15 protein-coding genes are annotated in these 15,906 nt (G+C 36.1%); 5 read left to right on the top strand and 10 right to left on the bottom strand.

Annotation, left to right across the window (positions count from 1 at the left end; translation table 11 throughout):
- Positions 1–33: 33 nt before the first annotated feature.
- From OK18_RS08750 to OK18_RS08735, 4 genes are all read right to left on the bottom strand, one after another.
- Positions 34–264 (bottom strand): hypothetical protein, encoded by a 231-nt coding sequence (locus OK18_RS08750; protein ID WP_053327761.1) that lies wholly within the window; start codon positions 262–264, stop codon positions 34–36.
- On the bottom strand, positions 255–1,181 hold the full coding sequence (locus OK18_RS08745; RefSeq protein ID WP_053327760.1) for an IS1595 family transposase: 927 nt from the start codon (positions 1,179–1,181) through the stop codon (positions 255–257). Before OK18_RS08745 ends, OK18_RS08750 begins: the two co-directional genes overlap by 10 nt.
- 151 nt (positions 1,182–1,332) lie before the next feature.
- Positions 1,333–1,704 carry a hypothetical protein gene (locus tag OK18_RS08740; RefSeq protein WP_053327759.1) on the bottom strand — a complete coding sequence of 124 codons (372 nt, stop codon included), beginning with the start codon at positions 1,702–1,704 and terminating at the stop codon, positions 1,333–1,335.
- Positions 1,705–1,721: 17 nt separating this feature from the next.
- Complete coding sequence (locus OK18_RS08735) at positions 1,722–2,033, bottom strand: hypothetical protein (RefSeq protein WP_053327758.1); 312 nt, start codon at positions 2,031–2,033, stop codon at positions 1,722–1,724.
- A gap of 301 nt (positions 2,034–2,334) precedes the next feature.
- On the opposite strand from OK18_RS08735, the gene OK18_RS08730 reads away from it, so the two are divergent.
- From OK18_RS08730 to OK18_RS08720, 3 genes are all read left to right on the top strand, one after another.
- Positions 2,335–2,904, top strand: a complete 570-nt coding sequence (locus OK18_RS08730; protein WP_053327757.1) for a DUF6680 family protein — start codon at positions 2,335–2,337, stop codon at positions 2,902–2,904.
- Between the two features lie 249 nt (positions 2,905–3,153).
- The gene (locus tag OK18_RS08725; RefSeq protein WP_050021912.1) at positions 3,154–5,349 is read left to right on the top strand and encodes a glutamine synthetase III family protein; all 2,196 of its coding nucleotides are present in this window, start codon (positions 3,154–3,156) and stop codon (positions 5,347–5,349) included.
- Between the two features lie 337 nt (positions 5,350–5,686).
- Positions 5,687–6,397 carry a C40 family peptidase gene (locus OK18_RS08720; RefSeq protein WP_053329333.1) on the top strand — a complete coding sequence of 237 codons (711 nt, stop codon included), beginning with the start codon at positions 5,687–5,689 and terminating at the stop codon, positions 6,395–6,397.
- A 500-nt stretch (positions 6,398–6,897) separates the two neighbouring features.
- On the opposite strand, the gene OK18_RS08715 is transcribed toward OK18_RS08720, so the two are convergent.
- The 6 genes from OK18_RS08715 to OK18_RS08690 all read right to left on the bottom strand — a co-directional run bounded on the left by OK18_RS08715 (position 6,898) and on the right by OK18_RS08690 (position 13,215).
- Positions 6,898–7,467: a pentapeptide repeat-containing protein gene (locus OK18_RS08715; RefSeq protein WP_053327756.1), complete on the bottom strand. Its 570-nt coding sequence runs from the start codon at positions 7,465–7,467 to the stop codon at positions 6,898–6,900.
- Between the two features lie 90 nt (positions 7,468–7,557).
- The gene (rodA, locus tag OK18_RS08710; RefSeq protein WP_053327755.1) at positions 7,558–8,787 is read right to left on the bottom strand and encodes a rod shape-determining protein RodA; all 1,230 of its coding nucleotides are present in this window, start codon (positions 8,785–8,787) and stop codon (positions 7,558–7,560) included.
- Positions 8,784–10,811, bottom strand: coding sequence for a peptidoglycan D,D-transpeptidase FtsI family protein (locus OK18_RS08705; RefSeq protein ID WP_053327754.1), 2,028 nt, complete (start codon positions 10,809–10,811; stop codon positions 8,784–8,786). The genes rodA and OK18_RS08705 overlap by 4 nt, the downstream gene beginning before the upstream one ends.
- Positions 10,808–11,314: a hypothetical protein gene (locus tag OK18_RS08700; protein ID WP_050021915.1), complete on the bottom strand. Its 507-nt coding sequence runs from the start codon at positions 11,312–11,314 to the stop codon at positions 10,808–10,810. Before OK18_RS08700 ends, OK18_RS08705 begins: the two co-directional genes overlap by 4 nt.
- Positions 11,307–12,161, bottom strand: coding sequence for a rod shape-determining protein MreC (gene mreC, locus OK18_RS08695; protein WP_053327753.1), 855 nt, complete (start codon positions 12,159–12,161; stop codon positions 11,307–11,309). Before mreC ends, OK18_RS08700 begins: the two co-directional genes overlap by 8 nt.
- A gap of 28 nt (positions 12,162–12,189) precedes the next feature.
- Positions 12,190–13,215, bottom strand: coding sequence for a rod shape-determining protein (locus OK18_RS08690; RefSeq protein ID WP_002982450.1), 1,026 nt, complete (start codon positions 13,213–13,215; stop codon positions 12,190–12,192).
- Between the two features lie 463 nt (positions 13,216–13,678).
- Between OK18_RS08690 and hemA the strand changes: the two genes are divergently transcribed.
- Both hemA and hemC read left to right on the top strand, forming a co-directional pair.
- Entirely contained in the window at positions 13,679–14,953 is a 1,275-nt protein-coding gene (gene hemA / locus OK18_RS08685) for a glutamyl-tRNA reductase (protein WP_050021917.1), read from the top strand.
- Positions 14,940–15,848, top strand: a complete 909-nt coding sequence (hemC, locus tag OK18_RS08680; protein WP_053327752.1) for a hydroxymethylbilane synthase — start codon at positions 14,940–14,942, stop codon at positions 15,846–15,848. The genes hemA and hemC overlap by 14 nt, the downstream gene beginning before the upstream one ends.
- Positions 15,849–15,906: the final 58 nt, after the last annotated feature.

Raw genomic sequence — 15,906 nt, 5'->3', positions numbered from 1 at the left:
ACACAAGCGTGTTAAAAATAAAAGAGGATTAATTTAATCCTCTTTTTTTAATGTTCGTTTTATCATTTTATCGAAATCTGATAATTCATGAATATATTTTTCGTGAATTATATCTATTCCGTTTTTATGAATTACTTGTGTTAAATCAACTATAAGATAGTCTTCATTTTTCTTGACATCTTCTACCAAGAAATATGTTTCACCATCTATAATAGTGTATTTCATTCCTTGTTCTTTTAGCTGTTTAATTGTCTTTATTGACATAATTCTGTGTATCTAGTTCTTACATTACTATTTCGTAGTAAATGTATGAATTTTTCTTGGTCTGTGACCTTTCTCAGGTTAAATCTATACACAAATTCATCAACATATTTTTGAAGATGTTTTTTAGAAACATGGTTGTACATTCCTGAAATTGAATTTTTCAAGATTTTCCAACTGCCTTCTATATTATTTGTGTGTATAGAACTATCCTGCAAACTTACATACTCTTTCCGAGAATGGTCGATTACATTGTGAGTATAATATTTATCCAAGCCTTTATAAGCCCACCATTCATCACTTATTAATATTGTTGTTTCTGGATTCACATATCTACAAATCAAAGGTTGAATACTATCTTTCTTTGTATCATTTACAACAAAAGCATTCATCTTTCCTCCACGTTGAAGCATTCCCATAATTGGAACTTTATCTTTAAATGAGCGACCTTGTGAGTGTGGAACCTTTTTATTTTTGTGGCGATTTTTGTTTTTACCGCCATAGAATGTTTCATCTGCTTCAACAATCCCTTCTAGCTCGTTACTGTTTTCAATACCGAAACACGCTCTGATTCTTTGGAGCATGAACCATGCGGTTGCCTGTCTTACTCCGATGTCTTTTCCTAACTGTATAGAACTTATTCCTTTCTTATGAGAAGTAACAAGCCAAATAGCTAAGAACCATTTTCTAAGACTAACCTTTGAATTTTCGAACATTGTTCCTGTCTTAACATTAAAATACTTGCCTGTATTCTTACATTTATACTGGTTGTTTTTACACTTATATACTTTGGATGTAGAATCAAAGGGGCTTACAGGAATTTTGCTCCATTTCATAACCTCCAAATAGTCTATACAAGCCTGTTCAGTAGGAAAAATTTGAGCAAGTTCAAAAGCTGATTTTATATTGGTGTTAATCATTGATTTTTTTATATTTGTAAAGTCTGGGAAAGATGACAGCCATGTAGTGCCAACAACGTGAAATTTGTCATTAATTACCAGACATTTTTATACAATATAAGGATACTATTCAAGCTTTCAAAAAGCATTAATTTGAGGATTAATCCTTTTATTATTCTTTACCGTTTTTACTCATTCTTAATAGCTTTCCTAAGTAATCAAAACTATAAAATATATAGTAAAACAAAGAAAACAAAGCATAAATAGAGAATAGAACAGATAATGAGACTACCACATAATAATTCATTGATAGTGGTTCAAAATATAGTATATGTTTTTCTCCGTTATTTCTTGTTATTAAATTCAAAAGCATATCTGCTCCTAAAATAATCATACCCAAAAATATCACTCCACTCCAAAATGAAATACAATTTAATACCATTGTTTTCAAATAATTTCCAAATGTCATATCGGTAGCATTCTTGTATTTAGGAAAGAATAGTTCATTATCAAAAAGAACTTTCAGGAATTTATTTTTTTGCATTTGTACAAATCCTTTAATTACTTTTTGAAAGGATTATTTGATTCCCTCATAAACACTGTACCCATCTTTTGATATTGAATGGACTGCCCCTTTACGCAGGCTGTATAAATACCACTACCTAATCCATTTTGCACTCTGATAATGATTACTTCCTTTTCTTCAACTCCATTATCAATGGCTACAAACTTTTTTAGTCGGTTGTTCTTGATTGGCTCTTTGAAGTCTTTAGGCAAATCACATTCTTTTGCGGTTTCTTTCGGTTTTTCTTCCTGCGCAAAAAATAATACTGGTGTTGATGCTAATAAAAGTGTAAAAAGTAGTTTTTTCATAAGTGAATTTAGTAATCCACCCAAACCCGATGTAGAAATTTAATGATTATAAATAAGAAAGGCGTGGGTTTGTAACTCTTGCTTATTAATCTGTGGCTCTGGATTGCCAATACAATATAAACAAGACAACCCCACACCATATGGTGCAAGTGTCTACGTTTATTCTGCATTGTATTAAAGAAATTTTCCAGATTTCAGATTAACAGAATAAAGCTAACGCTTCCTTTTTTGTTCGATAAATATTTCTACAAAAATACAAAAACTATACCTTTTTCACTATATTGTGGGCAAAATTTTTAACATGACAACTAAAGATTATTTTGAAATTATCTACTGGATTATCAGTTTACTAATACTGGGATTCACTGTTTATTGGATTGCCATTTCCCCGATAAAAGCCGTTGAAACAGGTCGTAAATTAGATAACGAACAAAATAAATACAACTCAAAAAAGGATTTATTTCTAATGCTTTTTTCTCTTCGAGGTAATCCCACACATCATAGTTTTGTGAATGGCTTGAATCAAATTGACATCGTTTTTGAAGACTCTCCCGAAGTTTTAGCTGCATGGGACAAACTTTATGATTCATTGGATATGCCAAATCAAAATAATGCCGCTCAAAATTGGGAATTACTGAGGACAGAACTGCTCTCTGCGATGGCTCAACATTTAGGATATCAGAAATTGAAACAGACAACGATTCAACGCAATTATATTCCAAAGGCTCACTTTGATTCTGAATTAAGTAATCAGGATTACAATTACGTAATGAAGTCCTTTTATGAGAGTGGAGCAAAGTTTCATAATTTATGGATAAATTATTATGAAACTCAGCCTCCCCAAATAAATCAAACGGAGGAAAATGAATAAATTCCATAATATAAATATTATTAATAAAAAAGACCAACTGTCGTAGTTGGTCTTTATTCTTTTATGTTTGTGTAAAGTAACGTATAGTTACCTAATTTTTTAAGTTCTGCATTATGATCACCCCTATTGAAGAACACCAAACACATGTTTAAATAATGTAAATTTTAATTAGACCCCTTATTTTTTTAGGGTCAAAATGATTTTGTTTTGTTTTTTTTGTAAATTTGCCCTATCAAAATCAACCCAAATATGTCAACCTTACGATTCAAAGCATTAGAAACCCTGCCATTTAAGGACTTCAGAAAAGATAATTCTGTTGAAATCCCGGCAAAACTATCAGAGCTATTCTGCAAAAATGTTTTCTCAGAAGAAACGATGAGAGAATATTTAACGAAAGAGGCTTTCAGCTCTATTATGGACGCGATCAAGAAAGGAACTAAAATCCAGAGACATATCGCAGACCAGGTAGCGGTAGCAATGAAAGACTGGGCAATGAGTAAAGGAGTAACGCATTATACTCACTGGTTCCAACCTTTGACAGGAACTACAGCAGAAAAGCACGATTCATTCTTTACCCCGATTGAAGGTGGAAGAGCCATTGAAAGATTCAGCGGGAATATGCTGATTCAGCAAGAACCTGATGCTTCTTCTTTCCCGAACGGAGGAATCAGAAATACATTTGAAGCAAGAGGTTATACTGCCTGGGATCCGACTTCTCCGGCATTCATTATGGGAACTACATTATGTATTCCATCCATATTTATCTCTTATACAGGAGAAACTTTGGATTATAAGGCCCCACTTCTGAGAGCTTTGAACGCTGTAGATGAAGCAGCAACCAGCGTAATGCAGTATTTTGATAAAAATGTAACGAAAGTAACCCCTACTTTAGGTTGGGAACAAGAATATTTCCTTGTAGATTCAGCATTATACCAATCCCGTCCGGACCTTGTTCTGACAGGAAAGACTTTACTGGGACACTCTCCTGCAAAAGGGCAACAGCTGGATGACCACTATTTCGGTTCTATCCCGACAAGGGTGATGAACTTCATGAAAGAGCTGGAAATTGAATGTATGAAACTGGGTATCCCTGCAACTACAAGACACAACGAGGTTGCCCCTAACCAGTTTGAACTTGCTCCAATGTTTGAGGAAGTAAACGTTGCTGTAGACCATAACTCTTTATTGATGGACATCATGGCAAGAGTAGCTCACAAACACCACTTCCATATTCTTTTCCACGAAAAGCCATTCGCCGGAGTAAACGGAAGCGGTAAGCACAACAACTGGTCTTTAGCTACTGATACTGGTGAAAACCTGTTAAGCCCAGGAAAAAACCCTAAGAAAAACCTTCAGTTCTTAACGTTCTTCGTGAATACCATTAAGGCTGTTCATGAATATGCAGATCTTTTAAGAGCAAGTATTGCCTCTGCAAGTAATGATCACAGACTTGGTGCTAACGAAGCTCCACCGGCAATCATTTCCGTATTCATCGGAAGCCAGCTGTTCAGTGTTTTGGAAGAACTTGAAAAAGTAACAAACGGAAAATTATCTCCGGAAGAAAAAACAGAATTGAAATTAAATGTAGTGGGGAAAATTCCTGAAATCCTACTAGATAATACGGATAGAAACAGAACCTCTCCATTTGCCTTTACAGGAAATAAATTTGAAATCAGAGCCGTAGGATCTTCTGCCAACTGTGCGGAATCTATGACGGTGATGAATACCATCGCTGCTAAACAGCTTAATGACTTCAAAAAAGAAGTAGATGCTCTTATCGAAGGAGGATTAAAGAAAGATGAAGCCATCTTCAATGTATTAAGAGAATACATCAAACAATCCAAGAATATAATGTTTGAAGGCGACGGGTATTCTGATGATTGGGCTAAAGAAGCGAAGAAAAGAGGATTGAATAACCTTAAAACCACTCCGGAAGCTCTTAAGCAGGAAATGGACAAAAAATTCTTAGACCTGTATGAAGAGATGGGAATCTTCACCCACAGGGAAGTGGAAGCAAGAAATGAAATCAAGCTGGAAAAATACTCTACCGTTATTGATATCGAAGCAAGAGTTTTAAGTGATATCGCAAGAAACCATATTATCCCTTCTGCTTTAAACTATCAGAACAGATTGATTGAAAACGTTAAAGGTCTTAAAGAGATCTTTGGAGATAAAGAATTTAAACCATTGGCAAAAGAACAAATGAGTTTAATTACCAGCATTTCCGAAAATGTTTCTAAAATTAAGCTTGGAGTTGAAGATCTTATTAAAGCCAGAGAAGCGGCAAAAAGCATATCCGACAGCCAGAAGCAGGCAGAAGAATACTGCAATAAAGTTAAACCATTATTCGACGGAATCAGAGAAGCATCAGATGCTCTTGAAATGATGGTGGATGATGAGCTTTGGCCTATGACAAAATACAGAGAAATGTTGTTTACAAAATAGTATCTGTAAAGTTCCATATTAGTTTAAATTCCTCGGTTTTCCGGGGAATTTTTTTATTTTTTTAACAACCCTGAAATTTAGAGTTTTAATTGAGAATCTCCGGTTTATAGAAGAATATCTACATATTTTGTTAAAGAATCTTAATAAAAAAAACCGCTTACTTGCCAAAAAAAGGCAGTTGCGGTTTATTTTTCTTTAACATACGTAAATAATATGTTAAAGTGTGTTAAAGTCAGATCCTGATAATAATCATATCAAGGGTCTTTTACTCGGAATCTATACTTTTGTAATGCTTTTGAAAATAAATATTCCTTTTAACACGGTTAATCAAATATATATGAAGAAAAGAGTTTTGTTTTATTTAGTTGCTATTGTTACTACAGTGTCAATGCAATCGTGTGCTACGAATTATGTAGTTTCAAAACCAGCAACTTACACTAAAGAATACAAAACAAATGCCAAACTAGCTTCTATTGATAACAAAAAACTAGAGCAGGATAAGCAAAAATTGATCGACTCTTTCCTTGCGGAAAAGGCTGCTTCTATAGCTAGTGCTAAAAAGGCAATTAAGAATTCCGAGATTGCAAAAGCAATCAAATACAACAAAACAATTGATGGTATCCTTGCAGAAGCTGAAACATACCTGGGAACTCCTTACCGATATGGAGGGACCACCAGAAGAGGTATAGATTGTTCAGCTTTCGTTCTTTCTGTATTTGGAGCTGCAGCAGGACTTAATCTGCCAAGAGTGGCCGCTTCTCAGGCTCAGGAAGGCGAAAGAATAGAAAAAGGAGACCTTCAGAAAGGAGATTTAATCTTCTTTTCTCATGGAAGAAGAATTTCTCACGTAGGTATTGTAGAAAGTGTTTCTGAAGATGGTGAGGTTAAATTTATTCATGCAGCAACGTCAAAAGGAGTTATGATTTCTTCATTAAATGATTCATATTGGGGTCCTAAATACAGATTTGCCAAGAGAGTAATCAACGAAGAAGGAGATGCTTATAACAATTTAGCAGCAACAACTCCAGCTACTTCAGCAAATTTTTAATTTTTAAATAATTGATTTAAATAATGAAGCCATCAGATTTTTGATGGCTTTTTTATTGTTTATCAGTTAGGCTAAAGCCCGTCTCTGTTGTACTGGATCAAGCGCAAAAGTTGGGGGCATATAATATTTAGATCTATTTAATTTTTAAAATTCACGCAAAGCTTTCTTTTTGACTACTCTTTATTTTAAGTAAGCTAAGAAATGAATCGATCTTTAATCGATTCTGATGAAGGGAACACTTTGTATGCGCTTAGTTAGCAGCTATGCTACCTTCTTTTGCCTACTTGAAATAGAACATTATTTTTTTTAAAACTTTGCGTGAAAAACGATCTCAATAATTTTGATGCTAATCAATAATGGACAGAATTTTTATATTTAGGCCAATTTATTATGTTCCCAATTTTTGAGACTGATCTGTTGAACTGTTATACATCCCTTTATTTCTTGCAATTTTGTATGAAGTTTAAATATATGCCTCCTCCAACTCGCACCTAACCCATTTACTTCTCTATTTCTATATCCAGCTTATACAAGAGCCCGTACACTTCAGAAAGTGAAAATTTGGCCTTTTTGAGCTTATTTGAAGCCGGATCTATACAATAATTGAAGGAAGATCTAAAATCAGCTTTTTCGAGGATTGTATCATCAAAAACAGCACCCGAAAGATCACAATTGCTGAAAACAGCGTTAGAGAGATCCGATTCCGTGAAATCTACTTCAATCAGTTTAGAGTTTTTAAACACCGTTTTTTTAATAGAAACCTGATAGAAAACCGAATTATTCAGCGCACTGTCTTCAAATGTGAAGGACATACCAAAAGCATTACAATCGGTAAACTGGAGACCAAACATTTTACATTCTTTAAAGAATACATCACGGAAAGCTGTTTTAACCAGTTTCGCCATGCTGAGGTTACAGGTTACAAAATCACAACCGTTAAAACTAAAACCGGAAAGATCCATGTATTCAAAATTGCAGTTCCTGAAAGTACAGTTCTCATACTCTCCTTTTTCCAGCCGGGAAAGATCTGCATTGTCAAAATCCTGGTCCTGAATGTAAACTTCTTTCATTTTGTATGTTTGTCAATAGGTATATTGTCTGCCATCCTGCAGGATTCCACAGAGTAAATTTGGTTTTACCGTTTGCCTTCAAGAGACGAATTACACCAAGCTGTTTTTGTCAGAATAATTAAGTTTAAAGAAAATAAAAGTCATCATGGAAAAGGCCAGCAAAGAACTTCCTCCGTAACTGAAATACGGAAGAGGAATTCCTACGGTTGGAAAGAGCCCCATAACCATCCCTAAATTGATTGAAAAGTGCATCAGCAGAATGGATGCAAAGCAATAGCCAAATACGCGGTTAAATGTAGATTTCTGCTTTTCCGCCAGGTAGTAAATACGTCCTATATACACCATATAGCACAATACCAAAAGCGCACTTCCTACAAATCCCCATTCTTCCCCTACGGCGCAGAAAATATAATCTGTCTGCTGCTCAGGAACAAATTTCCCCTGGGTTACAGATCCTTCACGATATCCTTTCCCCCACATTCCTCCTGAACCGATTGCTGTTTTAGAATACAACAAATTATATCCTGAAGTATCTCTGAATGCTTTTTCTCCTTTATAAAGAACCTCAATTCTTTCTCGCTGGTGCTTGGGAAGCTTTTCTAAAATATAAGGCGATCCAAATGCCAGGCCACATAGCAACAGAACAGACCCTGCAATCCCCGAAATAGTAATAACATCCCAGGACATCCTATGATAATTCATAGCGATCAGAACTCCTATAATCAGCAGAATCGCAATCACAACGTATACAGGAGGAACTGCCAGCGACACTAAAAATACGGCAGCAAAAAGAAATCCAATCCCAAACAGGAGTCCATTAAGCCCTTCCCTATACAATGCAATAAAGAACGCAATGAATACAAGCATGGAACCCACATCCGGAATAGCTAAAACCACTACAGCCGGAATCCCTATAATTGCTAAAGAAGTCCAGAGAGACTTTTTATTTTTCAGGTTAAAATCCGGCCCTGAAACATAGTTGGCAAGCATAAGCGCTGTCCCTATTTTAGCAAATTCTACAGGCTGCATGGTAAAACTTCCGAATTTATACCAATTCTTTTGTCCCAGGATCTCTTTTCCAAAAGGAAAAAGCCCTATCAACAGTAAGACTCCGCCAATATAAATAATCCCTGCCATATTCTCGAAGAATTTACTTCTTCCAACGAATATTACAAGGCCTACAAACAAAGAGATACAAAAGAAGATAAATTGTTTCTCCCCAAGTTTCTGGTCTACACTGTAAATATTTGCAATCGCAAAAATGCAAAGCAGGAAATACAGCCCAAGGCCCAGTTTATCTATTCCTTCCATCCATTTCATTGCTTTGCAGATTTAGTGTTTTTGGTTTCTTCTTCTATTCTTTGCTTTAATTTGGCTTTTTGTTGTTTAACAAATTCCAAACTATCCTGTACTTTTTTGCGCTTAATGGAATCGGTTTTAGGATCTACATACAGACCTTTGCGTTTAAGATCTGCAACCCATTGTCTTTTATATTCAGGCATGAAGCTGGCACTGGTCATTTTCTTATAAAGATGCTCCCTCTTCAGGTCTCCTGTAATATATTTTTCAGCAATCACCGTACAGGCAGGTCCTGCCCAGGTTGCTCCAAAACCAGCATGCTCCATTACGGCGGCCACAACAATTTTAGGCTTGTCGGCCGGAGCAATCAATACAAAGATTGAGTTATCTTTTCCTTGCGGAACCTGTGCTGTTCCTGTTTTAGCCAGTTGGGTAAAATCATTTGATTTTAAACTTCTGGCAGTACCTCTCAGCACCACGGCTTCCATTCCTTTCAAAACAGGTTCAAAGTGCTTAGGATCTACCAGGGTTTTATGCTTTACCTTGAATCTTTTATCAGGATTAGGCTTACCGTCAATTGCTTTTACAATATGAGGTGTATAATACCATCCTTTATTGGCAATAGCTGCTACAGCGTTAGCCATCTGCAGCGGGGTAAGCATTACATCTCCCTGTCCCATTCCATTAAATACAGCTCCTGTGGCTAAAGGATCCCAGTTTTTAAAATCTTTTTTACCACTGTATTTATTTAAAGCTTTTTGTCTTTTTTCGTAAAATTCACCACTTGGGATTCTTCCTTTGGCTCCGGAAGCCAGATCATTATTTAAAAATACTCCTACTCCAAAACTATTCATGATGGCTTTCCATTCATCCACTCCTTTGGAAGGATTTCCCGGATATTTGTTCATAATAGCCAGATAGGCATGGGAAAAATAACAGTTACTGGATACCTGGATGGAAGGAATCAAAGGATCGGCACCTCCATGCCCTTTAATTCTTAAGCCTTTATAGTAGAATCCGCCTCCACAAGGGAAAATCGTTTTTTCATCCATCACTCCCATCTGCATTCCTGCCAAAGCAGTCAGCAATTTGAAGGTGGATCCGGGAGGATAAGCCGCCTGTACCGACCTGTCAAACATTGGCTTATTTTCATAAATCGTATCTTTATTTAAGGCATAGATATTCTTGGATTTATAAGGACCGGTAAATAAATTAGGGTCAACATCCGGACCTGTGGCCAGCGTCAGGATTTCACCGTTATTAGGATCAATAGCTACAATAGCTCCGTGTTTGTTTACCAACATTTCTTCTGCCATCCTTTGAAGATCATAATCAATGGTCAGAGTAATATCTTTTCCCGTAACAACATCTTTATCCAGTGTCCCGTTTTTATAGGACCCGATACTTCGAAGTTTGATATCCTTTTGGATATATTTTACGCCTTTAATCCCCCGAAGCTCTTTTTCATAAGATTTTTCCACTCCTTTTTTCCCAATGAAGTCACCTGGCAGATAATAAGCAGAATCTTTTTTGATTTCCGCATCATTTACTTCACTGGTATATCCCAAAAGGTTTCCGGAAGTAGAGACTTCATACTGCCTCTGAGGACGTTGTACAATAGTAAAGGCAGGATATTTGAAAATAATTTCCTGGACTCTCGCAATGTCTTCTCTGCTGAGGTCCTTCAGGAAAGTCATCGGAGTCAGTTTAGAATAATATTTTTCTTTCCTGATCGTATTGATCCTATTGATAAAGTCTGCTTTACTGATTTTCATCAGGCTACAGAATCCCAAAGTATCGAAATCCGGCTTCATCAGGGCCTGAGTAAAAGAAATTTCGTAAGCAGGTTGGTTTCCTACCATGATTTTACCGTTCCTGTCAAAAATAACTCCACGCTGAGGAATGATATATTCAGTTTTAATGGAAGTATTGGCCGCATTCAGTGCATAACGGTCCGTAAACAATTGCAAATACGCCAGCCTCGCCACAAAAATAAGGGCGATAACAACAAGGATGGAAAAAATTTTTAAATAACGTGTGTTCAAACTTTCTGTTTGATTTTAAATATTAATGCGTAAATAACTATAAATATAAACGAAATTACACTAGTTACCAATACATTAAATAATATTTCAAAAAACCTACTCAACTTAAAGAACTCAATATACTGTACCAGAAGCTGATGCAGGAAAATACTTGAAAATAAAAACAACAAAAACTGAGCCCATTGCAGGGATTGAAAAGAGAAAAAATCTGTTGAAGTATCTGTTGAAGTCCTGAATATCAATGTCCTGAAGTAAGCAATCAGAGTGGTTGCAAATGCATTAATCCCCCATGAATAAAGAAATCCGTCAATTGACAGTCCTATTAAAAAGCTTAACGCCAGGAATTGAAACTTATTTCTGAAGAAAGGATAAAACATGACGAATACGGGATATAATACCGGAGTATATTTCCCGAAAATAGTAATCCTGTTCAATACAAAAATCTGTAATGCAACAAGAAAAATCATGATCAATATGTCGGTAAATAAAGTCCTGCTAATCATTTTCCTTTTTTATTACAGCTTGCATAGTATCCTGAATCTTCTGTACTTCGGCCTTTTTAAGATTCTTTACTACGTATACTTTATTCAACGCTCCCATCTTTTCACTCAGTTCCACGGAAATATCCCAGAATCCTGTTTTGTTATCTACAGAGTATCCTGCAATGGTTCCGATCATCACCCCCTTAGGGAAAATAGCAGACTTACCGTCTGTCACCACAGTATCTCCAACTTTCAACGCTACATATTTCGGGATATCGGCGAGGTGCATCACCCGGGAATTATCTCCGTTCCACGTTAATGTTCCAAAATAACCTGAGTTTTTAAGAGAAGCATTAATTCTGATCTTATTGACACTCAATACAGACTGAACAAGTGCATAACTGTCTGTAGCATTGATAACAATCCCTGCGATACCTTTTGGTGCCATCACTCCCATTTGAGGAAAGACCCCGTCCCTGCGGCCACGATTGATCGTAAAATAATTGTTTCTTCTGTTGATGCTGTTGGAAACAATTTCTCCATCCACAAAAGTATAAATCTGACCTCCTCCTATGGTATCATGAACCTTTCTAAAAACCGGCTTTTTTATGCCTTCTTTGCCATAAAGCTCCAGCATAAGTGCTTTATTCTGAGCGACAAGATCCTCATTGGTCTGTTTAAGCTTCAGGTAAGAAACCCCTTCATCAATATATCCGGAGACCCATGAATTAAACGCGGCTGTTTGCCCCGCAATCCAGGATCTTTGCATGGCATTTCTGGAGAATATCAGAACCAGAGCAATAATTTGCAGGAATATAAAGAAGACGAAAAGAGTGTTCTTCGAAAATAATCTCAGCAAAAATCCCATTCAGATATAGAGTCGTAAAAAGTTAAAATTATTTAATTAAGAAATTGAATTTATCCATATTCTTAAGAGCAATACCTGTTCCTCGAACCACAGCTCTCAACGGATCTTCAGCTACAAATACAGGAAGTCCTGTTTTTTTGTGAATCCTATCCGCAAGACCTCTCAATAGCGCACCTCCCCCGGCAAGATAAATACCTGTTTTATAAATATCAGCAGCCAGTTCCGGTGGAGTAAGGGAAAGTGTTTCCATTACGGCATCCTCAATTCTGATGATTGATTTATCCAATGCACGGGCAATCTCTTTATATCCAACCATAATTTCTTTTGGTTTACCTGTAATAAGGTCTCTACCCTGTACCGGGATATCTTCAATATCCACGTCAAGGTCTTCTACAGCAGAACCTACTTCAATTTTAATTCTTTCAGCGGTTCTTTCTCCAATATAAAGATTATGGTGAGTTCTTAAGTAATAAGCAATATCGTTGGTAAATACGTCACCTGCAATTTTCACAGATTTATCACATACAATACCTCCTAAAGCCACTACAGCAATTTCTGTGGTACCACCGCCTATATCAATGATCATATTTCCTTCAGGCTTCTGCACATCGATCCCAACTCCTATTGCTGCAGCCATTGGCTCATAAATCAATCGTACTTCTTTTGCGTTGACTTTCTGAGCAGAGTCTCTTACAGCTCTTTTTTCAACTTCAGTAATACCAGAAGGAATACAGATTACAATTCTCAATGCAGGCTGTATGAATTTACCTTTGATACCAGGGATTTTCTTGATAAATTCCTTGATCATATGTTCAGAAGCATGGAAATCTGCAATAACCCCATCTTTCAATGGACGGATTGTTTTGATATCCTCATGAGTTTTACCTTGCATATGCTTTGCCTGTTCACCTACAGCAATCGGCTTACCCGAAGAACGTTCAATTGCAACAATTGACGGTTGATCTATAACAATTTTATTATTATGGATGATAAGGGTATTAGCAGTTCCCAGGTCTATCGCAATTTCTTGCGTAAACATATCAAATAAACTCATATTTCTCTTCTGATTTTAAGTTTACAAAGATATAAATTTAACACTACTAAAGAAATTTCACAACAACATAATTTGGTTAAAATTTTATTAAAATTTATAATTCTTTATTAACTTTTACTTTAGACATTTACAGACTTTGAGTTCAACTAAAATTAACAGGGTAACAAAAGGACGAAAAAGCGGAATCTCAAAACGGTGAAAAGGCAGGCAAAGAAGACCGGCTGTACAAAAAATATGCTAAAAAGCACTTCCTATTTTTTTCAATGAAAACAGCAAAGTTTTATACATTTCAGATTATTTTTTAATTTCTTTAATTACAACACCTTGAAATGGCTCTTTTAAACACCATCAGAATTGTATTCTTGCTGTATTTGCCCTTTACTCCTTATAGTTTTTTACGATAATTATCATATACAGTATCAGAAGACCATTAATTAAAAAAAGCGTAAATTTGCCACTGCTTATGTTACAGTATTCCAACATCCATCAAACATCAAATTTTGCCGTGCTTTCTATAAGCTACGAAAAAGCTGATGTAGAAACGAGAGGAAAATTTGCATTCTTTGATGAAAACATTAAAAGCTTTGTTTCCCGGGTCCATCAGAAAGATCTTGGAGATGCATTTGTGGTTTCCACATGTAACAGGACTGAAATCTACACTACTTCATCCAATTATCTTTTAGTAGCAGAAGAATATTGCAAAACCATTGGAGTAAATCTTACAGATTTTCTTCAGTTTGCTAATATCCTGACTAAAGAAGAGGCTTTAATACACCTTTTCAGAGTAGCTGCGGGGCTGGAAAGCCAGATCATCGGGGATTTTGAGATCATCGGCCAGATCAAAAAAGCATACAACCGCTTCAAAAAGGAAAGGCAAAACTCCAACCCTTACCTGGAAAGAGCAATTAATTCCGCCATCCAGATTTCCAAAAGGATAAAAAATGAGACAGGGATTTCCAATGGAGCAGCTTCTGTTTCCTATGCTGCAGTTCATTACATCCTGAACAATCAAAAGAGAATTGCGGAAAAGAATATTCTTCTTCTGGGAGTAGGTGAAATAGGACAAAACACCGTTGAGAATCTTGTAAAACACGTTTATCAGCCAAAGATTAAAATTGCCAACAGGACACAGGAGAAAGCTGAAAAAATTTCTCAAAAATATAACATTCCTCATGTTGATTACTCTGATTTTGATAAGGAATTAAAAAATACGGATATTCTTATTGTGGCAACCGGAGCCAAACACCCCATCATCAATCAGTCCCACTTCCCGAATGGAAAAGAAACACTGGTTATTGATCTTTCAATCCCGCATAACGTTGAAAAGAATGTTACGGAAAATGAAAATGTAACCTTAATTGATGTTGATGAGCTTTCAAAACAAATCCAGGAAACCATTCAGCAGCGGGAAAAAGAAATCCCAAAAGCAGAAAAAATCATCAAAGAACTGATGAAAGATTTTATGGAATGGGAGAAAAAAAGAAAATTAGCACCAAACATTCACCATTTCAAAGCTGTTTTAAAGAATATGGAACGCAATGAAATGCATAATTTTTATAAGAAGAATAAATATATAAACATTACGGATATGGAGCTTTCTGATAAAATGATCCAGAAAATTACCAACCGTTTTGCAAAATATATCATTGATAATCCTTTAAAAGCCGAAGAAATTAGTAAATTAATGCACGAAATATTAGTTGAACAACCAAACAACGAATTCAATGAAAAGCATTAGAATCGGAACAAGAAATTCCGCACTTGCACTTTGGCAGGCAAGAGAGGTTGCGAGGCACCTTCAGAACAACAATTATTTAACGGAAATCGTCCCAATCGTTTCTTCGGGTGATAAAAATCTTAATCAGCCGCTATATTCTTTAGGAATTACCGGAGTCTTCACAAGAGACCTCGATGTTGCCTTATTGAATGACGAAATCGATATTGCTGTACACTCTCTAAAGGATGTTCCCACCCAGTTACCTCAAAATATTGAGTTGATTGCCTATTTGGAAAGAGATTATCCACAGGATATTTTAATCAGAAAAGAATCTTCAAGAAATAAAGAATTCCACGAACTGAAGCTTGCTACAAGCAGCCTGAGAAGAAGAGCGTTCTGGCTAAGACATTACCCTACTACTGAATTTTCTGATATCCGCGGAAATATCCAGACCCGTCTTCAAAAACTCGAGGATGGAGATTTTGATGCTACAATCCTGTCATTGGCAGGGATCAAAAGAATGAAAATGGAAACCGATTATGAAATGCTTCCATTAATGATTCCGGCTCCTTCACAGGGAGTAATTGCCGTTGCCGGACACTCCGGAAAACCTGAGATTATCGAAATACTAAAACAGATCAATCACAAGCCTACCCAGATCTGCGTAGAGATTGAAAGAAACTTCCTGAGCACATTGGAAGGAGGCTGTACTGCCCCTATCGGAGCCTTTGCAGAAATCATCGGACCTCAGATCCGTTTTATTGCGGCGCTCTGTTCCCTGGATGGTAAAAACTGTATTGCAATCGATGAAAACTTCGAGTACAATTCTGAAGAAAATTTTGGAGAAAAGTTTGCAAAAGTTGTTCTGGAAAACGGAGGTAAAGAATTAATGGCAGAAATTAAAAGCCAGATCTAAACCTATTTAGATTTTAAATTCAAACTTTCTCACCACACCTTTTCATTTTTAATTTTCA

The organism is Chryseobacterium gallinarum (assembly GCF_001021975.1).
GTDB lineage: Bacteria > Bacteroidota > Bacteroidia > Flavobacteriales > Weeksellaceae > Chryseobacterium > Chryseobacterium gallinarum.
The sequence above is the reverse complement of the archived record's forward strand: the minus strand, read 5'-3'. Positions and strand labels throughout refer to the sequence as shown.